Source organism: Limnohabitans sp. TS-CS-82, from assembly GCF_002943475.1.
In genome coordinates this window covers 48,558-68,052 of the sequence record NZ_PTQX01000021.1, presented here as the reverse complement: position 1 = coordinate 68,052, position 19,495 = coordinate 48,558, and the positions used below count along the sequence as shown (strand labels likewise).

20 protein-coding genes are annotated in these 19,495 nt (G+C 57.9%); 7 read left to right on the top strand and 13 right to left on the bottom strand.

Annotated features, from left to right (window positions below; all coding sequences use genetic code 11):
• Positions 1-68 precede the first annotated feature (68 nt).
• The gene (locus C5F52_RS27640; RefSeq protein WP_104801590.1) at positions 69-602 is read left to right on the top strand and encodes an Lrp/AsnC family transcriptional regulator; all 534 of its coding nucleotides are present in this window, start codon (positions 69-71) and stop codon (positions 600-602) included.
• Here C5F52_RS27640 and C5F52_RS27635 read toward each other — a convergent pair whose 3' ends face one another.
• The 9 genes from C5F52_RS27635 to C5F52_RS27595 all read right to left on the bottom strand — a co-directional run bounded on the left by C5F52_RS27635 (position 603) and on the right by C5F52_RS27595 (position 9,583).
• Complete coding sequence (locus C5F52_RS27635) at positions 603-1,487, bottom strand: 2-hydroxy-3-oxopropionate reductase (protein WP_369954528.1); 885 nt, start codon at positions 1,485-1,487, stop codon at positions 603-605.
• 22 nt (positions 1,488-1,509) lie between these two features.
• Positions 1,510-2,853, bottom strand: a complete 1,344-nt coding sequence (gudD, locus tag C5F52_RS27630) for a glucarate dehydratase (protein WP_104801588.1) — start codon at positions 2,851-2,853, stop codon at positions 1,510-1,512.
• A 7-nt stretch (positions 2,854-2,860) separates the two neighbouring features.
• Positions 2,861-3,823: a tripartite tricarboxylate transporter substrate binding protein gene (locus C5F52_RS27625; RefSeq protein WP_104801587.1), complete on the bottom strand. Its 963-nt coding sequence runs from the start codon at positions 3,821-3,823 to the stop codon at positions 2,861-2,863.
• 25 nt (positions 3,824-3,848) lie between these two features.
• A complete protein-coding gene (locus C5F52_RS27620; RefSeq protein ID WP_104801586.1) occupies positions 3,849-4,832 on the bottom strand; it encodes an SMP-30/gluconolactonase/LRE family protein in 984 nt (327 codons plus the stop codon).
• Positions 4,833-4,868: 36 nt separating this feature from the next.
• Positions 4,869-6,152, bottom strand: a complete 1,284-nt coding sequence (locus C5F52_RS27615) for a TRAP transporter large permease (protein ID WP_104801585.1) — start codon at positions 6,150-6,152, stop codon at positions 4,869-4,871.
• Entirely contained in the window at positions 6,143-6,631 is a 489-nt protein-coding gene (locus C5F52_RS27610; protein ID WP_104801584.1) for a TRAP transporter small permease, read from the bottom strand. The genes C5F52_RS27615 and C5F52_RS27610 overlap by 10 nt, the downstream gene beginning before the upstream one ends.
• An 11-nt stretch (positions 6,632-6,642) precedes the next feature.
• Complete coding sequence (locus tag C5F52_RS27605; protein ID WP_104801583.1) at positions 6,643-7,623, bottom strand: TRAP transporter substrate-binding protein; 981 nt, start codon at positions 7,621-7,623, stop codon at positions 6,643-6,645.
• A 30-nt stretch (positions 7,624-7,653) separates the two neighbouring features.
• Positions 7,654-8,469: an NAD(P)-dependent oxidoreductase gene (locus C5F52_RS27600; RefSeq protein WP_104801582.1), complete on the bottom strand. Its 816-nt coding sequence runs from the start codon at positions 8,467-8,469 to the stop codon at positions 7,654-7,656.
• Positions 8,470-8,533: 64 nt separating this feature from the next.
• Complete coding sequence (locus C5F52_RS27595) at positions 8,534-9,583, bottom strand: LacI family DNA-binding transcriptional regulator (protein WP_104801615.1); 1,050 nt, start codon at positions 9,581-9,583, stop codon at positions 8,534-8,536.
• Positions 9,584-9,667: 84 nt separating this feature from the next.
• On the opposite strand from C5F52_RS27595, the gene garD reads away from it, so the two are divergent.
• The 3 genes from garD to C5F52_RS27580 are packed head-to-tail and all read left to right on the top strand — an operon-like array spanning position 9,668 to position 12,816.
• Entirely contained in the window at positions 9,668-11,215 is a 1,548-nt protein-coding gene (gene garD, locus C5F52_RS27590) for a galactarate dehydratase (protein WP_104801581.1), read from the top strand.
• A 51-nt stretch (positions 11,216-11,266) separates the two neighbouring features.
• Positions 11,267-11,923, top strand: coding sequence for an energy transducer TonB (locus tag C5F52_RS27585; RefSeq protein ID WP_104801580.1), 657 nt, complete (start codon positions 11,267-11,269; stop codon positions 11,921-11,923).
• Positions 11,924-11,943: 20 nt separating this feature from the next.
• Positions 11,944-12,816: a fumarylacetoacetate hydrolase family protein gene (locus tag C5F52_RS27580; protein WP_104801579.1), complete on the top strand. Its 873-nt coding sequence runs from the start codon at positions 11,944-11,946 to the stop codon at positions 12,814-12,816.
• An 85-nt stretch (positions 12,817-12,901) separates the two neighbouring features.
• Here the strand turns inward: C5F52_RS27580 and C5F52_RS27570 are convergent, their stop codons facing one another.
• Positions 12,902-13,807, bottom strand: coding sequence for a hydroxymethylglutaryl-CoA lyase (locus C5F52_RS27570; RefSeq protein ID WP_104801578.1), 906 nt, complete (start codon positions 13,805-13,807; stop codon positions 12,902-12,904).
• On the bottom strand, positions 13,804-14,991 hold the full coding sequence (locus tag C5F52_RS27565) for a CaiB/BaiF CoA-transferase family protein (RefSeq protein ID WP_104801577.1): 1,188 nt from the start codon (positions 14,989-14,991) through the stop codon (positions 13,804-13,806). Before C5F52_RS27565 ends, C5F52_RS27570 begins: the two co-directional genes overlap by 4 nt.
• Positions 14,992-15,105: 114 nt before the next feature.
• On the opposite strand from C5F52_RS27565, the gene C5F52_RS27560 reads away from it, so the two are divergent.
• Positions 15,106-16,017 carry a LysR family transcriptional regulator gene (locus C5F52_RS27560; RefSeq protein WP_104801576.1) on the top strand — a complete coding sequence of 304 codons (912 nt, stop codon included), beginning with the start codon at positions 15,106-15,108 and terminating at the stop codon, positions 16,015-16,017.
• Here C5F52_RS27560 and C5F52_RS27555 read toward each other — a convergent pair whose 3' ends face one another.
• Positions 16,018-16,647 (bottom strand): hypothetical protein, encoded by a 630-nt coding sequence (locus C5F52_RS27555; protein ID WP_236658034.1) that lies wholly within the window; start codon positions 16,645-16,647, stop codon positions 16,018-16,020.
• A 289-nt stretch (positions 16,648-16,936) separates the two neighbouring features.
• Here C5F52_RS27555 and ppx point away from each other — a divergent pair, with 289 nt between their 5' ends.
• Positions 16,937-18,430, top strand: coding sequence for an exopolyphosphatase (gene ppx / locus C5F52_RS27550; protein WP_104801613.1), 1,494 nt, complete (start codon positions 16,937-16,939; stop codon positions 18,428-18,430).
• 54 nt (positions 18,431-18,484) lie between these two features.
• Complete coding sequence (locus tag C5F52_RS27545; RefSeq protein WP_236658033.1) at positions 18,485-19,018, top strand: hypothetical protein; 534 nt, start codon at positions 18,485-18,487, stop codon at positions 19,016-19,018.
• Here C5F52_RS27545 and sixA read toward each other — a convergent pair.
• Positions 18,987-19,487 (bottom strand): phosphohistidine phosphatase SixA, encoded by a 501-nt coding sequence (gene sixA / locus C5F52_RS27540; RefSeq protein WP_104801575.1) that lies wholly within the window; start codon positions 19,485-19,487, stop codon positions 18,987-18,989. The genes C5F52_RS27545 and sixA overlap by 32 nt on opposite strands.
• Positions 19,488-19,495: the final 8 nt, after the last annotated feature.

The following is a 19,495-nucleotide window of genomic DNA, read 5'->3' as shown; positions in this document are numbered from 1 at the left end:
GGTGAAAACCCACAGCAAGAGGTGCGCATTTTCAGCACCAGAAAAGCTAATTCATGCATAATTTGTGCATGAAAACACCCATCAACGACGATCTTCTTCTAGACACTTTTGATCTCAAGCTGTTGACTGCGTTGCAAAACAACGCGCTCGCCACCAACCAAGAGCTGGGAGATTTGGTGCATCTGTCGGGCTCACAGGTGAGTCGACGCGTGCAAAGACTGCACGCCAACGGACTGATTCGTCAATACACAGCGCTGCTGGACGCCCAATTGCTGGGGTTGACCGTGCGTGCCATCACCGCCGTCAGTTTGCTCAGACACGGGGGTGATGAAGGACGCGCGTTTGAAGCCGCGATCCAAGACATGCCAGAAGTCTTGGCCTGCGACTCCGTGACTGGCGAGGCCGACTACATTTTGCAAATCGTGGCGGCCAACTTGGCCGATTTGTCGGATTCGGTGCTGCGCCGACTTACCGCGCTCGAAGGGGTGAGCAGCATTCGCTCGAACTTGGTGTTGCAACGCATCAAGTCCAGCACCGAATTGCCACTGCAGCATTTGAGCCGCAACAGCGGTCAAGCGCGCGTGGCCAAGTTGGTCTCCTGATCAGCCTTGGCTGACCTCGTGCGCGGCCATCAACTCCAGCGACTTCACCAAAGCCGAGTGGTCGAGTTGGTCCCAGCCTTGCGCCGCACACACTTGCATGAGTTGCGCCGCCGAAGCGGTTTGCGGCAATGCCACGCCCATGGCTTTGGCGCCACTGAGCGCGAGCCCCAAGTCTTTTTGATGCAACGCGATACGGAAACCGGGGTTGAACGTGCGCTTGATCATGCGCTCGCCATGGACTTCCAAAATGCGGCTTGACGCAAAACCACCCATCAAGGCAGCGCGCACTTTGGCGGGGTCGGCGCCCGCTTTGCTGGCAAACAGCAAGGCCTCACCCACCGCTGCAATGTTGAGCGCTACGATGATTTGGTTGGCCACCTTGGTGGTCTGACCATCGCCATTGCCGCCCACATGGGTGATGTTTTTACCCATCAACTCGAACAGTGGTTTGACACGCGCAAACGTGTCCTCTGTGCCGCCCACCATGATGGTCAAGCTCGCCGCTTTGGCCCCCACTTCGCCGCCCGACACGGGTGCATCAAGGTACTCAGCGCCCTTGGCGTTGATTTGCTGGGCAAAGGCCTTGGTGTCGATGGGCGAGATGGAGCTCATGTCCACCACCACTTTGCCAGCGCTCAAGCCCTCAGCCACGCCGTCTTTGCCAAACAACACGGCCTGCACATCGGGGGTGTCGGGCAACATCAAAAAGATGATGTCTGCCGCACGCGCCACATCGGCGTTGGTGGCGCACACGGTGGCGCCTTGCAAGCCTTCGGGCACTTTGCTGCGGGTGCGTACAAACATCTCGTGGCCAGCAGCCAACAGGTGTTGCGCCATGGGGGCGCCCATGATGCCGAGGCCAATGAATCCGAGTTTCATAGTCATATTTCCTTTTTTATTTCCAAAATCAGCGCACCATGCACGGGCGCTTGTGGTCAAACTTCCAGCCTGGAATCAGGTACTGCATGGCCGTGGCATCGTCACGCGAGCCCAAGCCGTGTTGCAGATACAGCTGATGCGCGGCCTCGACTTTGGCCATGTCAAGCGCAATGCCCAAGCCCGGTTTTTGCGGCACTTGCACATGACCATCCACAATTTGCAGGGGCTCTTGGGTGAGGCCTTGGCCGTCTTGCCAAATCCAATGCGTGTCGATGGCTGTGACTTTGCCCGGTGCCGCCGCCGCCACATGGGTGAACATGGCCAGCGACACATCGAAATGGTTGTTGGAGTGCGAGCCCCAAGTCAGGCCCCAGTCGCGGCAGGTTTGCGCCACGCGCACCGAGCCCGCCATGGTCCAGAAATGCGGATCGGCCAGTGGAATGTCTACGCTTTGTAGCGATAAGGAATGCACCATCTGACGCCAATCGGTGGCGACCATATTGGTGGCGGTGGGCAAGCCGGTTTCGCGTCGGAACTCGGCCATCACTTCGCGGCCGCTGAAGCCTTCTTCGGCACCGCATGGGTCTTCGGCGTAAGCCACCACGCCGTGCATATCGCGCATCAAATGAATGGCTTCTTTGAGCGACCAGCCACCATTGGGATCGAGCGTGACGCGCGCTTGCGGGAAGCGTGCGTGCAAGGCGCGAACGGCTTCAATTTCAGCCTCACCAGCCAACACCCCCCCTTTGAGCTTGAAATCGTTGAAGCCATATTTCTCACGCGCGGCTTCGGCCAAACGCACCACCGACTCAGGCGTCATGGCTTTTTCGTTGCGCAAGCGGAACCAGGCGTTATCGGCATCGGCCTCTTGGCGATAAGGCAAATCGGTTTGTGTGCGGTCGCCAATGAAAAACAGGTAACCCAGCATCTCCACCGCGCTGCGCTGCTGGCCTTCGCCCAAGAGCGCGGCCACAGGCACGTTGAGGTGCTGGCCCAACAAGTCGAGCAAGGCCGACTCCACCGCCGTGATGGCGTGGATGGTGGTGCGCAAGTCAAAGGTTTGCAAGCCACGGCCGCCCACATCGCGGTCGGCGAAGCGGGTGCGCATGGTGTTGAGCACCGCTTGCACATTGCCAATGCTCTGGCCCACCACCAGCTCGGTGGCGTCTTCCAGCGTGGCGCGAATCTTTTCGCCGCCCGGCACTTCGCCGATGCCCGTGCGTCCCGCGTTGTCCGTGAGGATGAGGATGTTTCGGGTGAAAAACGCGCCATGTGCACCCGACAAGTTGAGCAACATGCTGTCATGCCCCGCGACAGGGATGACACGCAATTGAGTGATGACGGGAGCTTGCGTCACAGTGGTGTTGGCCATAAATCGTTCAGTCTGCTTTGATGTTGCGGGTTTCAATCAGCTTCTTCCAACGCGCAAACTCAGTCGCTTGGAACGCGGTGAATTGCTCAGGGGTGTTGGCCACGATCTCAAACCCCAAGTCCAGCAATTTGGGCTTGACTTGCGGGTCGTTCAAGGCAGACACGATGGCCGCATGCAATTTGGCTTTGATGTCGGCTGGCAGACCTTTGGGCGCGGCGATGGCTTGCCAAGAGTTGACGTTGGCATCTTTGATGCCCAGCTCTTCTAACGAAGGCACATTGGGCAGCAAGGGCGAACGTTTGGCACTGGTGATGGAGAGCGCACGCAACTTGCCCGACACAATTTGTGGCATGGCCGTGTTGATGTTCATGAAGGACGAGTCCACTTGGGCACCCAGCAAATCGCTCATCACAGGGCCACCACCTTTGTAGGGCACATGGATGCCCGTGGTGCCTGTTTGCAACCAGAACAACTCAGCGGTCAGATGGTCGCTGCTGCCGTTGCCCGAGGAGGCAAAGGTCATTTTGTTGGGATTGGCTTTTTGGAAGGCGATGACATCGGCCATCGATTTAAAGGGCGAACTCGCGGGCACCACCAACACGTTCGGCGCTTGCACAGCGACGGTGATGTAGTCGAAGTCTTTCAAAGCGTCGTAAGGCACTTTAGTCAACAAATGGGGGGCAATCACAAAGGGCCCTAAAGACGACACAAACAAAGTGTGGCCATCGGGGGCAGAACGCGCGACAAAACCCGCGCCAATCGTGCCTGTGGCTCCTGCTTTGTTGTCGGTGATGAAGGTGCCGCCCAGTTTCTCTTGCAGCTTGGGGGCCAACGTGCGTGCGATCAAATCGGTGGACCCACCCGGTGGGAAAGGTACGACCAAAGTGACGTTTTTGTCAGGCCAAGCATAGGCCGCGGTCATACTCAGGAAACCCGCAAGGCATGACATCAAAAAGTTACGTTTTTTCATAGAGGACTCTCTTCTTTCATTGAAATTAACCGAGCGCATTTGCGCCACGGGTGTGGGTGTAAACGGCATACAGCGAGTGGCTGCTGGCCATGAAAAGTCGGTTGTTTTTGGCGCCACCAAAGCAGACGTTGGCGCAACGCTCAGGCAAGTGGATATGGCCAATGGCCGTGCCATCTGACGCAAAGACACGCACACCATCGAGCTGTTCAGGATTGCCGTGTGCCGAGCCATCGCTGCCCCAGCCGCACCAGAGATTGCCTTCCACATCCACCGCTATGCCGTCCAAAGCACCGGGCCCTTGCGCGTCAATCACCACGCGGCGGTTTGACAACTCGCCTTGTGCGTCCACGTCATACGCCCACACCTGACGGTGTGGTTTGGCCCGGCTCGCCACGATGTAGAGCACCGACTCGTCCGGTGAGAAGGCCAAGCCGTTAGGCCCAGGCACATCGGTCAGCACCTGTTGCAGTGCGCCCGTTTGTGGGTCGATGCGGTACACCGCATGGGGCAATTCGGCAGGCGCAGGGTCGCCCTCCCAATCGCCCGCAATGCCAAAGGGCGGGTCGGTGAACCAGACCGCGCCATTGCTTTGGCAAATGATGTCGTTGGGGGAGTTGAGGCGCTTGCCTTCGAAGTGATCGGCCAACACGGTGATGCGACCGTCGTACTCGGTGCGCGTGATACGCCGTGACTGGTGCTCGCAGGCCAACAAGCGTCCTTGCTGGTCGCGCGCGAGGCCGTTGGCGTTGTGCGAGGGCGTGCGAAATTCACTCACCTGCCCCGATGCCTCGTCCCAACGCAAGATGCGGTTGCCGGGAATGTCCGACACCAACAGGTAGCGACCATCGCCAAACCACACGGGGCCTTCGGCCCAACGCATGCCACTGAAGAGTTGCTCCACGCTGTTGCTGAAAACGCGCAATTTCATAAAGCGCTCATCCAACACCTCGATGCGAGGATCAGGGTAGCGAGGGCTGGTCACAAATGGGATGGATGGGCCTTGGTTCATACAGGTGTATCAGTTCAGGTGTGTGTGCCGTGAGGCTTATTTCAAAATCAAGTTGGGCAGCCACATCGAGAACGAGGGCACGTAAGTCACCAGCATCAAAGCGGCGATCAAGCCACCGTAAAACGGCCAAATGGTTTTCATCACCGTGCCCACCGAAACGCCACCAATGGTGCAACCCACAAACTGGGTGGTGCCCACGGGCGGCGTGTTCAAGCCCAGCGCACAGTTGATGAGCATGACGATGCCAAACTGCTCGGTGCTCATGCCCATTTGCTGGCAAATGGGCAAGAAGATGGGCGTGCAAATCAAAATCGTGGCGGCCATGTCGAGGAAGGTGCCCAACACAAACAAGATGACGTTCACGCACAAAAAGATGACCCACGGTGTGCTGCTGAAGCCCGACAGCAAATTGCCCGTCAACTCAGCCACGCCGTACAAGCCAATCAAGTAGCCAAACATGGAGCTGATGCCGATCAGCAACAACACCGCACCGGTGCTCTTGACCGCTTTAGAAGCCGCCTTCATCAACTGCTCGCGCGTGAGTTTTTTGTAAACCACTGCGGCGAGGAACAAGGCCCACAGCACCGCCACCGAGGCCGACTCGGTCGCGGTGAACGCGCCCGACAAAATGCCCACGATGATGATGACCACCACAAACAGTCCTGGCAGCGATTGCACAAACGAGTGCCCCACCACCGCCCAACCGGGGAAGGTGCCTGCGGGATAACCGCGCTTGACGGCCACCGCATACGCCGCCACCAAGTTGCAAATGGTCAGCACAATGGCTGGCACGATGCCCGCCAAGATCAAGGCGGCAATGCTCACCTTGCCACTGGCTGCCAGCGTGAAGATGATGAGGTTGTGGCTGGTCGGCATCAAGGCGCCCACCAACGAAGCATGGGTGGTGACGTTGACCGCGTAGTCGGCGTCGTAGCCCTCTTTTTTCATTTGTGGAATCAACACCGCACCCATCGCCGACACGTCGGCCACAGGAGAGCCCGACACACCGCCAAACAAGGTGCAAGCCAACACGTTGCTCATGCCCAAGCCGCCGCGCACATGGCCGGCGAGCGACTTGGCGAAGTCCACAATCTTGTCGGCAATGCCGCCGTACATCATGATCTCGCCTGCGAAGATGAAGAACGGAATCGCGAGGAACGAAAACGGGTTCATGCCCGAAATCATTTGCTGAAAGCCGACCGCAAGCGGCAAGCCTTCGTAAAACAGCGTCGCCAAAGACGACAAGCCAATCGAGAACGCCACGGGCACACCCAAAAGCAGCAACAGCGTGAAGCTCACGCACAAAATAGTCAATGCCATGCGGGTTCTACCTCTTCACCGCGCAACAAGGCGATGATGTGTTCCAACGAAAACAAAGAAATCAAGACACCCGCAAAAGCAGGTGGGGCGTACTTGAAGGCTTCTGACAATCCCAAGGTTGGAATTTTGTAGTCCCACACGCTTTGCGCCAACACCGCGCAGTTGTAGGCCATGATCAGGCCAAACACCAGCACCAAGGCGTGAATGAGCAGCTCCATCTTCAAGCGCACGGCCTCTGGGACCAGCACCAACAAAGACTCCAAGCCAATGTGACCCGCGTCGCGCACCCCCACCGCCATGCCCAGCATGGTCACGTAGAGCACCAACAACACCGCACCACTCTCCGCCCAAGTGGGCGTGTCGTTGAACACGTAACGGCCAATCACTTGGTAGAGCACGGCGGCAATCAGCAACCCAAGGCCGCCGACGCCCACCTTCAAACAAAGCCGCGCTAAGGCGGCACAAAAGCGTGTGTACATGAACGACTCAGTTACTTGACAGCGTTGATGCGCTTGACCATGTCTTGGAGTTTGGGGTCCTTCAAGAACTTGTCATACACGGGCTTCATGGCATTTTGGAAAGCAACCTTGTCAACTTCCACAATCTCAGCACCGCCGGCTTTCACAATCGCCAGCGATTTGGCTTCACGCTCGTCCCACAGCTTGCGCATGTACGTCACCGACTCTTTGGCAGCTGCGCGGATTTGCTTTTGGTCTTCAGCAGACAGGGTGTCCCACACCTTCTTGGAGAACAACAAAATTTCGGGCGCCATCGAGTGCTCGGTCTTGTTGTAGTACTTGGCCACTTCGAAGTGACGTGAGCTCTCATACGAGGGGTAGTTGTTTTCTGCGGCGTCCACCAAACCAGTTTTCAACGCGGTGTACACCTCGCCATACGGCATGGGCGTGGCATTGGCGCCCATGGCTTCGAGCACCGACACCCACAAATCGCTTTGCTGCACGCGCACCTTCAAACCCTTGGCATCAGCCAAGACCTTGATGGGCTTTTTGACGGTGTAAATAGAGCGTGCGCCTGAGTCGTAGAAGGCCAAACCCACAAAGCCTTGTGGTTCGCAATCTTTCAAGATTTCTTCACCAATCGCACCATCCAACACTTTGCGCATGTGCTCGGTCGAACGGAACAAGAACGGCATGGTGGGCACCATGGTGGCCGCACAAATGTTGTTCATGGGTGCCACGTTGACGCGGGTCATGGCGATGGCACCGAGCTTGGTTTGCTCAATCGTGTCTTTTTCTTGACCCAAGGTGGACTTGGAGAACACCTTGATGCTGTGCTTGCCATTGGTGGCCTTGCTCAGCTCTTCGCTCATGTGGCGCACGGCCTGTACGGTGGGGTAGTCGTCAGGGTGCGTGTCTGACGAGCGGAACTCTGTGGCGTTGGCCGCCATGGCGAATAGGGAAGCGGCGGCCGTGGCCACCAAGGTTTGAATCAGGCTGAAGCGTTGTGTCATGGTGTTGTCTCCTGTGAGGTTGTCTAAGAATTAAAAAGGACCCGCTTTGACAAACCCGCCGCCCTGGTAAATCACAGCGGGGTCGTTCAAATCAAGAATGGGCTGACGCGCTTCGGCGGCGGCGCGGAAAGGCTCGGAGCTGTCTTGCGGGCGGTAGCCAATGTGTTTGGCAGGCGTGTTGTCCCACCACACATGGTGGTTGTCGGACATGCCGTAAATCACGCTGTAGCCCACCACGGGTGAGCTGAGGCTGGCGACCACCAAACGCTCTAAGTCGTCGTAGCTCATCCAAGTGGCGAGCATGCGGCGGTCTTTGGGCTCGGGGAATGAGGAGCCAATGCGCAGCGCCACGGTCTCGATGCCGTAACGGTCAAAGTAAAAGCGGGCCAAGTTTTCGCCAAAGGCTTTGCTCAAACCGTAGTAACCATCGGGACGCACGGGTTGGTTGGCATCGATCACCTCGTCTTGGCGGTAAAAACCGGTGACGTGGTTGGAGCTGGCAAACACAATGCGACGCGTGCCGTGAATACGGGCCGCTTCGTACAGGTTGTAGGCGCCAATGATGTTGGCTTGCACGATGTCGTCAAACGGCTGCTCGGTGGAGATGCCCCCTAGGTGCACCACCGCATCCACCCCTTGCAACAGTTGCATCACGGCGGGACGGTCTTGCAGCGCGGCAGGTCGGAGCTCTTCGCCATCGGCGGCTTCGCCCAAATTCGACAAATCGCTGACGCGCAGCACATCGCAACGGGTTTTCAAGCGTGGGCGCAGCACTTGGCCCAGTCCGCCCGCAGCGCCCGTCAAAAGCAAACGCGAATACATGTGTGATGAGGAAGTTATATTCATTTGGTAGCGCTACCAAGTTAAGTTAAAGGGATGGTAACGACGCAAAAACGCAGCGTCAATGCTTTTAGCCTAGGGTTTTCGCTAGGGCTGTACTCTCACGCTCGATGATCGAAAAGCCCACATCCACGATGCGTGGGTCCACGGGTCGATCCTCGGCGCGGTCAATCAAAAAGCGGGCCGCTAGCTCGCCAATTTGCCCACCGTTGATGCGCACGGTGGTCAGCGCAGGCACCATGTCAGCCACAAAAGGCACGTCGCCAAAACCCATCACGGCCACATCGTCGGGCACCGACAGACCGCGTGCGCGCGCCTCGGTCATCACACCCAAAGCCAGCAAGTCGGAACTGCAAAAAACAGCCTGCACGCCTGGCGCTTCGGCCAAGATGCGGGCCATCGCGTCGCGCCCACTTTTGAGGGAACGTGAGGCCCCCACGTTCACCACAAACACAGGTGGCAAACGCCGCTGCGCAACGGCCTCTTGAAACGCCACGGTGCGGCGATCGGCGCGCTCATCTTCCGCACGCACGATGGCGAATTTTTGGTAGCCCTTGGCCATCAAGAAATGGGCCACTTCACGCCCAATGTCCGAGTGAGAGAAGCCAATCAGCATGTCGATCGGGGTGGGCGTCAAGTCCCACGTTTCGACCACCGGAATGCCCGATGCCAGCAAACGCGTGCGCGCCCTGCCCGGCGGCAAAATGCCCGTCAAAAAGATGCCGTCAGGACGACGTCCAATGATGGCTTCAAGCAGCAACTCTTCGCGCTCGGCAGAGTACCCCGATTGGCCCAGCATGAGTTGGTAACCCGCGTCAAACAAAGTGCCGTTCAATGACTCGATGGTTTCCATGAACACCGACACCACGGTGCTGGGCACCACGGCGGCAATCAAGCGACTGCGGGACGAGGCCAAACCACCCGCCATGCGGTTGGGCACATAGCCCGTGCGTTGCACCGCCTCTTGCACTTTGCGCAACACCTCGGGCGACACCTGCCCGGGCGTGTTGATGGCACGCGAGGCCGTGATGGGCGCTACACCCGCGAGCATGGCCACGTCACGCAGGGTGATGGCACCGCTGCTGCGGCGTGATCGTTTGGGGGTTTCTTTGTCAGTCATGTCGCTCACTTGCACGTCGGTATTCAACGGGTTCTTGACCGGATAAATGGTACCGCTATCATTATCCACAAACAGGAGACTTTGATGACCACCCCGATCACCATCCGCATGCATGCCCGCGACAACGTGGCCATCGTGGCCAACGCAGGCGGCTTGGCTGCTGGCACCGTGTTGCCCGACGGCCTGACCTTGACCACCCAAGTGCCCCAAGGCCACAAAGTAGCGCTGGTCGATGTGCCTGCTCAAGCCGCGGTCATTCGCTATGGCATTCCCATTGGCTACGCGCTGCAAGACATTCCTGCAGGCAGCTGGGTGCATGAGCGCCTGCTGCAAATGCCCGAAGCCCGCGAGCTGAACAACCTGCCCATCGCCACGATCATGCCCGAGCCGCTTCCTCCGCTGGAGGGCTACACCTTCGAGGGCTACCGCAACGCCGATGGCTCAGTGGGCACGCGCAACATCTTGGCCATCACCACCACCGTGCAATGTGTGTCGGGCGTGGTGGAATTTGCGGTGCAACGCATCAAAGCGGAGTTGCTGCCCAAATACCCCAACGTCGACGACGTGGTGGGCATCGAACACACCTACGGCTGCGGCGTGGCGATTGACGCCGACGGTGCAGAAATCCCAATTCGCACGCTGCGCAACATCAGCCTGAACCCCAACTTTGGCGGCGAAGTGATGGTGGTCAGCTTGGGCTGCGAAAAGCTGCAACCCGAACGCCTGATGCCCCCCGGCGCCATCCCGATCAACGACCAGCGCGGCGAAGCCCTGGATGTGGTGTGTCTGCAAGACGACGCCCATGTGGGCTTCATGTCCATGATTGACGACATCATGCAAACCGCCACACGCCACCTTAAACGTCTGAACTTACGACGCCGCGAAACCGTGCCTGCCAGCGAGCTGGTGGTGGGCGTGCAATGCGGCGGCAGCGATGCGTTCTCAGGCGTCACGGCCAACCCCGCCGTGGGCTTTTGCACCGATTTGCTGGTGCGAGCAGGCGCCAGCGTGATGTTCTCGGAAACCACCGAAGTGCGCGATGGCATTGACCAACTCACCGCACGCGCCACCACTCCGGAAGTGGCCGAGGCCATGATCCGTGAAATGGCTTGGTACGACGCCTATCTGGCCCGCGGCCGTGTGGACCGCAGCGCCAACACCACGCCGGGCAACAAAAAGGGCGGTTTATCCAACATCGTCGAAAAAGCGATGGGCTCCATCGTCAAGTCAGGCTCGGCCCCCATTTCGGGCGTGCTGTCACCGGGCAACAAGCTCACCCAAAAAGGCTTGATATACGCGGCGACCCCTGCGAGCGACTTCATTTGCGGCACGCTGCAACTCGCCGCGGGCATGAACATGCACGTCTTCACCACGGGGCGCGGCACACCGTATGGCTTGGCCGAAGTGCCCGTCATCAAAGTGGCCACCCGCACCGACCTTGCCCGCCGCTGGCACGACCTGATGGACATCAACGCGGGCACCATCGCGGATGGCGACAAAACGATTGAAGACGTTGGCATGGAACTGTTCCAACTCATGCTGGACGTGGCCAGTGGTCGTAAAAAGACATGGGCGGAGCATTGGAAACTGCACAACGCGCTGGTGTTGTTCAACCCAGCCCCCGTGACCTAAAGAGGTCACACGGGCGCCCTAGAATCAGAGTTGATTTTCAGTACCCGCCCCGTGCACACTTCTTCGACCTCCTCATCGCCCTACGCCCAGCGCCAACGCAACCCGCGCAAGCACCTCGTCAGCATCGCGCTAGTGGTGTTGCTGCATGGGCTGCTGCTGTGGGCGCTTCAGTCGGGCTTGGCCCAAAAGGTCGTGAAAATCACCGAGGTCAAAGTGGTCGCCATGTTGCTGAGCGAGAACGTACCGCCGCCGCTCGCCCCACCCCAAACGCCACCACCGCCCCCTAAAGCACCGCCGCCGCCTGCTGCCGCGCCTGTGCCAACCCCCACCAGCACCACACCGACCATCACCGTGCCTGTGGCACCGCCCAGCGCAGCCCCTGCTGTGGTGGCACCACCTGTGCCAGCCGCCTCACCAGCCCCTGCGATACGCACAGGCGCGACCATTCAAGCCGGCGCGAGCTGCGCCAAGCCCGACTACCCCAGCGCCTCACGCCGCCTCGAAGAAGAAGGAACCGTCACGCTGAAGTTTTTGATTGGTGCCGATGGCCGTGTGCTGCAAGCCGAGATTGAAAAGTCTTCTGGCTTCAACCGCTTGGATGAAGCGGCACGCAATGCCCTCTCGAAATGCCAGTTCCGACCTGGCACAGTGGACGGCAAAGCTGAACAAAGTTGGGCCAGTATGAAATACACCTGGCGCTTGGAATAAATAAAAAAGGAGACAACCACATGCGATTTTTAAGCTTCAAAACAGACCACCACACCGGCGTGGGCTGGATCAAAGATGCGTCCTCCGAGACGTTGGTGGACCTGAGTTTGCTGGGCCTCGATTTACCCGCAGATTTGAAAACGCTGATTGCCACCGAAGGTGCCATGGCCGCCGCCCACGCCGCCGCACTCAAAGCCCCCGCCACGGCCATTCGCACGCTGTCGTCGGTTCAATTGCTGCCGCTGATTCCCAACCCCGGCAAGATCGTTTGCATGGGTTTGAACTACGCCGACCACGCCAAAGAAGGCGGCAATGCGCGCCCCGAGTACCCCAGCTTCTTCATGCGCGGCGCCACCTCGATGGTGGGCCACCAAAGCCCCATCGTGCGCCCCAAAGCGTCGACACAGCTCGATTACGAAGCCGAGTTGGCAGTGGTCATCGGCCAGCGTGCACGCCACCTGACAGCGGACAATGCGCTAGCCTGCATTGCCGGTTACGCCTGCTTCAACGACGCGAGCATCCGTAACTACCAACGCAAATCCGCGCAATGGACGATTGGCAAAAACTTTGACGGCACCGGCCCCTTCGGGCCTTGGCTGGTCACGCCCGACGAGCTGCCCGCAGGCGCTGAGGGCTTGCGCATTCAATCGCGCTTGAATGGCAAAGTCATGCAAGACGCCAACACGCGCGACTTTTTGTGGAACGTGGTGGAGTCGTTGCGCATCATCACCGAGTGCATGACCTTGGAGCCTGGCGACGTGGTGATCACCGGCACGCCAGCGGGTGTGGGCTATGCGCGCACACCACCCGTGTGGATGGCGCCTGGCGATGTCTGTGAGATCGAGATTGAGGGCATTGGCACCTTGTCCAACCCCATCGTCGACGAGCAATAAAGAACAAACACCGCCACGCGCGTGTAGAAATCGACACAAGCGTCTTCGTTGAAGGTGGTGAGCACTAAATGGTCGAGGTGATCCATCATGGCGCTGGATGCAAATCGGTGATGCGACCGGCCTTGGCCACCTGCCCCGGCACCTCGTGGCCCACCATCTGCGGCAACTGCCGCGCCAACTTGATCAGCTGCGCCACGTCCATACCGGTGTCGTAGCCCATGGCGTCGAGCATGTGAATGGCGTCTTCGCTGCACACATTGCCACTGGCGCCAGGCGCATAAGGGCAACCGCCCAAACCGCCCAGCGAGCCGTCGAAACGTGTGATGCCCGACTGCACCGCCGCCAAGATATTGGCCAAGCCCATGCCACGCGTGTTGTGAAAGTGCAGCGTGAGTTGGGTGTTTGGCAATTGCTGTTGCAGCGCTTCGGCCATGCGCGTGACTTGCAGGGGATGCGCCATGCCCGTGGTGTCGCAAAGGGTGAGGCCACGCACACCGAGGTCGACAAAGCGACGCGCGACACCCAACACATCAGCCAACGCGACATCGCCCGCCATGGGGCAACCAAAGCACGTCGAGAGTGACACGTTGATGGGTGTTTGACCGTCCACATAGCGCACCACGCCAGCCAATGCGGCGAAGCTTTGAGCGCGGGTCATGCGCAGATTGGCGAGGTTGTGCGCCTCGGAAGTGGACATCACCAAATTCAACTCATCAGCCTTGGCCTCCATGGCACGCTCAGCGCCACGCAGGTTGGGCACAAGCACGGTGTATTCCACGCCGGGCACACGTTGAATGCGGCCCATCACCTCGTCGGCGTCACGCAACATGGGAATCGCTTTGGGCGAGGTGAACGACGTGGCTTCAATCTTGGCGTAGCCACACAAGCTCAAAGCGTCGATCAAGGCCACCTTCGCATCCGTAGAAATAAAGTTGGGTTCAATTTGAAAGCCATCACGCGTGACGACTTCGTTGAAATAAATGCGGGTCATGCCACGATGCCTTTGTCTTTGAGCGTTTGAATCTGTGCTGAGGTTAAACCCATGTCTTGCAGCACCGCATCGGTATCTTGCCCAATGGTGGGGGCATTGCGACGGTGACTACCTGGGGTGCGCGACAACTTCGGCACGATGCCGGGGACAGACAGAGAGGTGCCATCGTCCATCTGCACCTGTTGAATCATGCCGCGCGCTTGGTAATGCGGATCTGCAGCGATGTCGGCCACGGTATAGATACGGCCTGCGGGCACAGCCGCCAGATCGAGCGCGGCCAACACATGGTCCACGGTGTGCTGGGCGGTCCATGCGCCAATGACGGCATCAATTTCTTCCACGCGTTTGACGCGACCGGCGTTGTCCGCGAGGGCTGGGTCTTGCCCCAAATCGTCACGGCCCAAGGTGTGCATGAGGCGTTTGAAAATGCTGTCGCCATTGCCCGCGATCAGCACATAGCCCTCATCTTGGCAGCGGTAAGCGTTGCTAGGTGCAATGCCAGGCAACGCGCTGCCTGCAGCTTCGCGCACCACCCCAAAGGCGCTGTACTCGGGCAGCAAACTTTCCATGCAGTTGAACACAGCCTCGTACAAAGCCACATCGATCACTTGGCCTTGGCCACTGTGTTGGCGCTCTTGCAGTGCCAACAAAATGCCAATCACGCCATGCAAGGACGCCAAGGTGTCGCCAATGCTGACGCCCACACGCACGGGCACGCGACCGGGTTCGGCCGTCAAGTGGCGCAAACCACCCATGGCCTCGGCCACCACGCCAAAACCGGGCTTGTCGCGGTAAGGCCCGGTTTGGCCATAGCCGCTGATGCGCAACATGATGAGGCGCGGGTTGATGGCCAACAAGGCATCGGGGCCCAAGCCCCAGCCTTCCATGGCACCAGGGCGGAAGTTCTCGATCAGCACATCGGCGTCTTGCACCAATTGACGCACGATGTCTTGCGCTTCTTTTTCTTTCAGGTCCAGCGCCACCGAACGCTTGTTGCGCGACTGCACTTGCCACCACACCGAGGTGTCGTCTTTGAGCAAACGCCATTTACGCAGAGGGTCGCCCGTTTGCGGCGTTTCAATTTTGACCACGTCGGCACCGAAGTCGGCCAAAGTTTTGGCAGCAAACGGCCCGGCGATGAGTTGTCCGAGTTCAATGACTTTGAGTCCAGTTAGTGCGGACATGGTTTTGGGATTTCTAAATCAAACATGTGGAGACTGTAAAAACAAAGCGCCTTCAAGAAAATTGCTCATGCGTAAAATCTCCTTCGCATTTTGCGAAGGTCAACACACTCACGCATGAAAAAAAGTTTCAACCTCAGCCGATTCGACTTTGTGACACTGCGCCTCTTTTGTGCGGTGGCTCAAACAGGCAGCATCACCAAAGGCGCAGAAGCCTGCCATTTGGCTTTGTCTGCGGCCAGTCGACGCTTGTCTGACTTCGAAACGGCGACAGGGTCACAGTTGCTAGATCGCAGTCAAAAAGGTGTGCAGCTCACGTCTGCGGGGCACTTGGCTTTGCAGCACTGCATTCGTTTATTTCAAGGTTTAGAGCGGTTCAACAGTGAGCTCAGCGATTACTCGCAAGGCATTCGCGGCCATGTGCGTTTGTGGGCCAATATGTCGTCGCTCACCGAATACCTGCCCAACATCCTGCATACGTTTTTGTCCGAGCACGCCGATATCAGGGTGGAACTCGAAGAACAACTCAGTGGCGACATTGCGCGCGCCTTGGTCGACGGCATTGCGGATATTGGCGTTTTGGCCGACGAAACGCCCTTGGACGGGTTGACGGTGTTGCCATTTCAAACCAACGAATTGGTGGTGCTCAGCCATGCCACGCACCCGCTAGCCAAGCTGAAAACCGTGGACTTTAAAACTTGTTTGCAATACGACTTCGTTGGCCTGAACCGAGGCAGCTCGCTGCTAGAACTCACGTCGCGCATGGCAGAACAAGAAAGTGAACACATGCACATGCGCGTGCAAGTCCGAAGCTTTGACGCCATGTGTCACATGATTGCGGCAGGCTTGGGCGTTGGCGTGTTGCCGCTAGGCGTTTGCGTAAGTCAAGTGGAAGCACTCAAGCTCAAAGTTATTCCGCTGCAAGACGCTTGGGCCAAGCGTAAATTGGTGGTCGCCTTTAACCCCCAGCGCGAGCTATCGCCCTCGGCACAACTGCTGATGCAACAGCTGACCTACGCCTCTGCATGATCAGGGTAAAAATGCAGGACTAAGCAAGCGCAAACCCACAGAAATCCAACGCATCTGTTCAGGCATGCCGACTTGATTACCATACGTGGCGTCAACCTGAACGCGTTGCGGCACTAACCAGACACGAAGTCCGAGCTGATAACGCCGACCAGCATCTTGTTCGCCAAAGGTTTCTGCAATGGCAATGACCTTGTCGCTCAATGGCAACTCGCCGCCTACGCCCCATGTGGCACGACTCACGCCCAAGCTTTGATGCTGCACCCAGCCTGCGTTGACGTGAAAAAAACGGTCTGCCCCAAAAGGCACGGTAACAGGCACGTTGAGGTAGTAGTCTTTGTCGCTGGGTCGCAAAGCCGTGGCGGGCCGCATAGACACCACCCCGACCGTGGTTGAAACGCCTACCTTACCTTCGCCCACAGGCAGCCAACGCTTTTTCACTTGGCCCGCCCAATACCGGGTTTGACCCACCACATCTTCGGCTTGGGAATTACCTCCCAGCGTCCACTCAATTTCACCGCCAAAATTGCAACCAGGTAGCGCCCAGCGTTCTAGCGAGGTGTGCGTAGTTTTCACCCACGCCTCCAGCTGACACGATTTCTCATCCACGATGTTGGCGTCATCCGTATTCATAGGACGGGCTGCTTCAGCTTCGACCATGCACAACAAAGCCAAGCTAAAAGCCAACGCAGTTTGTCGCAAAGGAATAAAAGGAGGAATGAGGCCTAGCACGTTTTAAGGGAGGTTAGAACACAGCTCAGATGTGCAATTTGTACATTGTAGAAAGCCTTTGTTTCATTTCGGTGAATTCACCTATTGCGTAGCGGACGGCGTCGAGGTCTCAGCTCAAGGTACAGCAGTACACCAAGCCTTTCACAAAATTGACATCAATTTGTCACGAAAAAAAGATAATATTGTTTTTATGAATCACGGCACCTTACTTGCAGCAATCGACTTAGGCTCCAACAGCTTCCGACTTGAAATTGGCCGTTACGACCATGGACAAATCCAACGCATTGAGTATTTGAAAGAAACGGTCCGTCAAGGCAATGGCTTGGACGAAGACCGAAACCTCACGCCCGACGCCATGGAGCGAGGTTGGGCTTGTTTGGCACGCTTTGCCGAGCGTCTGTCGGGTTTCAAAAAAGCACAAGTGCGCGCGGTCGCCACGCAAACACTGCGCGAAGCCAAAAACCGCGATGTGTTCATCCAACGTGGCTGCGAGATTTTGGGGTTCCCGATTGAAGTGATTGCAGGCACAGAAGAAGCGCGCTTGATTTACCAAGGCGTCTCGCACATGCTGCCGCACAGCGATGAGCGCCGCTTGGTGATCGATATTGGTGGACGCTCCACAGAGTTGGTTCTGGGCTTGGGCACAGAAGCAACCGAAACGGCTTCGTTCAGGGTTGGTAGCGTGACGTGGTCCATGGCGTATTTCCCCCAAGGCGAGTTCACCGAACAAAGTTTTTACCGCGCAGAAATTGCGGCACAAGCCGTTTTAGAAGAAGCCCTCAGCAGCTACCCTCGCACGCAATGGGACACGGCTTATGGCGCGTCGGGCACCGTGGGTGCAGTGGCGGACATCTTGGCGTTGTCGGGTTGGCCCGCAGGTCAAGTGACACGCGAAGGGCTAAATTGGTTGGTGAAATGTTTGCTGCGCGCTGGCCACGCCTCACAAGTGCGCCTAGAAGGCTTGAAAGAAGATCGGCGCGCTGTGATTGGCGGCGGCGTGAGCGTGTTGCGCGCCTTGATGGAGCTGCTGGAAATTGACACCTTGCAGGTGGCACAAGGGGCCTTGCGTCATGGGGTGTTGTTCGAGATGGTCGAGCGCGATGACCACAACACCGATGCGCGAGACATCTCGGTGCAGCGCTTGGCGCAAAAATTCTCGGTCGATGCGGCACAAGCCACACGCGTCAGCAGAGCCGCCCTCACCTTGTTTGAGCGCATCGCCCCCAAAGACACCCCACACACCGACAAGCTAGAACGTAAGCTCAGCTGGGCGGCCCATTTGCACGAGGTGGGCATGGCCATCTCGCACAGTGACTATCACAAGCACGGTGCTTATATTTTGGACAACGCCGATCTGCTGGGTTTTGGCATGCAAGAGTTGCACCGCTTGAGCGTGTTGATACTGGGGCAACGGGGCAAACTGAAAAAACTAGAAGCCGAGTTTGATGAGCCGGATTTCGTCAAAATGCTTTTGTCGCTGCGCATCGCCATCATTTTGTGCCACGCACGCAAAGAGCCAGACCACAACGGTCTCTCCCTGCGATGCAACGATCTCCGGCAATTGTTCGTTTTGACAGTTGATGCGGAGTGGACAAGCCGCTACCCACAATCGGCGCACTTACTCAGACAAGAGTGCGCGGCTTGGGAGAGAACACCTTGGACGCTTCATTTTCTAAATCATTAACAAAAAGAGTAAACGGTTTATACTGTTTACTATTTTTAATTGAAGGATTCCTCAATGAATGCACAAGCCACCCCCAGCGTGACCTCCCACGAACCCAAAGCAGCCGCGCCTAAAGCCGTCAAAGCAGCGACGCCTAAAGCTGTCGCGAAGCCCAAAGCGGCTGTCAAAAAAGTTGTCGCCAAAAAATCTGCGGTGAAAACACCTGCGAAGCCAGCCGCCAAAGTGGCCGTCAAGCCTGCAGCAAAACCAGCAGCCCCCAAGGCAGCGCCCGCAAAAGCTGTGAAGAAAGCCGTCAAAGTTGCCGCTCCCAAAAAACCAGTGGTAGCTGCCAAGCCCGCAAAAGCTGAGAAACCAGCCAAAGTAAAAAAACCGAAATTGGTCCGCGACAGCTTCACTATTCCTAAAGACGAATACGAAGTCATCGACGCCCTCAAAGTGCGCGGCGGCAAGTTGGGTCAAGCGGTCAAGAAAAGCGAACTCTTGCGCGCAGGCATCAAAGCATTGGCCGCCATGAGCGACATTCAGTTCAAAGCAGCCTTGATCAAAGTGCCCACGATCAAGACCGGTCGTCCCACGAACGCGAAATAAGGTCTGGACAGACCACGGTCAAGAGCACCGTTTGCAGTTGACCTTCGCGTACCCGCGTGCGCAGCCACCACACGCTGCCTTTGCGAATGGCGCAGGCTTGCTCAGGCATACCGAGCAAGCGCGCCACCAATTCCCCCAAATAAGGCTGGTGTCCCACCAACAGCACCGGACCTTTGCCTTGAGGCCCCGTCTCTGGGTGCCACTTGATCAAGTCCAGCACGGCATCTGCACTGCTGTCGGGCACCAACTCTTCGCGCAATTTGAATTTACGGCCCAAGGCCTTGGCCGTTTGCTCTGTTCGCTTTGCAGGACTGCACAGCACGCGTGTGCCTTCAGGCAAGTGACTGTCTAGCCACGAGGCCATGCGCTGGGCCTGGCGGTCGCCTTTTGACGTCAAGGCCCGCGACAAATCATCATCGCCTTCAGCGGCAACTTCGGCCTCTGCATGGCGCCACAAAATCAAATCCATCGCATCCC

Bases quoted from the DNA above. Each gene is read 5' to 3' on its own strand.
- C5F52_RS27640 (WP_104801590.1), top strand. From the start codon at position 69: ATGAAAACACCCATCAACGACGATCTTCTTCTAGACACTTTTGATCTC.
- C5F52_RS27635 (WP_369954528.1), bottom strand. From the start codon at position 1,487: ATGACTATGAAACTCGGATTCATTGGCCTCGGCATCATGGGCGCCCCC.
- gudD (WP_104801588.1), bottom strand. From the start codon at position 2,853: ATGGCCAACACCACTGTGACGCAAGCTCCCGTCATCACTCAATTGCGT.
- C5F52_RS27625 (WP_104801587.1), bottom strand. From the start codon at position 3,823: ATGAAAAAACGTAACTTTTTGATGTCATGCCTTGCGGGTTTCCTGAGT.
- C5F52_RS27620 (WP_104801586.1), bottom strand. From the start codon at position 4,832: ATGAACCAAGGCCCATCCATCCCATTTGTGACCAGCCCTCGCTACCCT.
- C5F52_RS27615 (WP_104801585.1), bottom strand. From the start codon at position 6,152: ATGGCATTGACTATTTTGTGCGTGAGCTTCACGCTGTTGCTGCTTTTG.
- C5F52_RS27610 (WP_104801584.1), bottom strand. From the start codon at position 6,631: ATGTACACACGCTTTTGTGCCGCCTTAGCGCGGCTTTGTTTGAAGGTG.
- C5F52_RS27605 (WP_104801583.1), bottom strand. From the start codon at position 7,623: ATGACACAACGCTTCAGCCTGATTCAAACCTTGGTGGCCACGGCCGCC.
- C5F52_RS27600 (WP_104801582.1), bottom strand. From the start codon at position 8,469: ATGAATATAACTTCCTCATCACACATGTATTCGCGTTTGCTTTTGACG.
- C5F52_RS27595 (WP_104801615.1), bottom strand. From the start codon at position 9,583: ATGACTGACAAAGAAACCCCCAAACGATCACGCCGCAGCAGCGGTGCC.
- garD (WP_104801581.1), top strand. From the start codon at position 9,668: ATGACCACCCCGATCACCATCCGCATGCATGCCCGCGACAACGTGGCC.
- C5F52_RS27580 (WP_104801579.1), top strand. From the start codon at position 11,944: ATGCGATTTTTAAGCTTCAAAACAGACCACCACACCGGCGTGGGCTGG.
- C5F52_RS27570 (WP_104801578.1), bottom strand. From the start codon at position 13,807: ATGACCCGCATTTATTTCAACGAAGTCGTCACGCGTGATGGCTTTCAA.
- C5F52_RS27565 (WP_104801577.1), bottom strand. From the start codon at position 14,991: ATGTCCGCACTAACTGGACTCAAAGTCATTGAACTCGGACAACTCATC.
- C5F52_RS27560 (WP_104801576.1), top strand. From the start codon at position 15,106: ATGAAAAAAAGTTTCAACCTCAGCCGATTCGACTTTGTGACACTGCGC.
- C5F52_RS27555 (WP_236658034.1), bottom strand. From the start codon at position 16,647: ATGAATACGGATGACGCCAACATCGTGGATGAGAAATCGTGTCAGCTG.
- ppx (WP_104801613.1), top strand. From the start codon at position 16,937: ATGAATCACGGCACCTTACTTGCAGCAATCGACTTAGGCTCCAACAGC.
- C5F52_RS27545 (WP_236658033.1), top strand. From the start codon at position 18,485: ATGAATGCACAAGCCACCCCCAGCGTGACCTCCCACGAACCCAAAGCA.
- sixA (WP_104801575.1), bottom strand. From the start codon at position 19,487: ATGGATTTGATTTTGTGGCGCCATGCAGAGGCCGAAGTTGCCGCTGAA.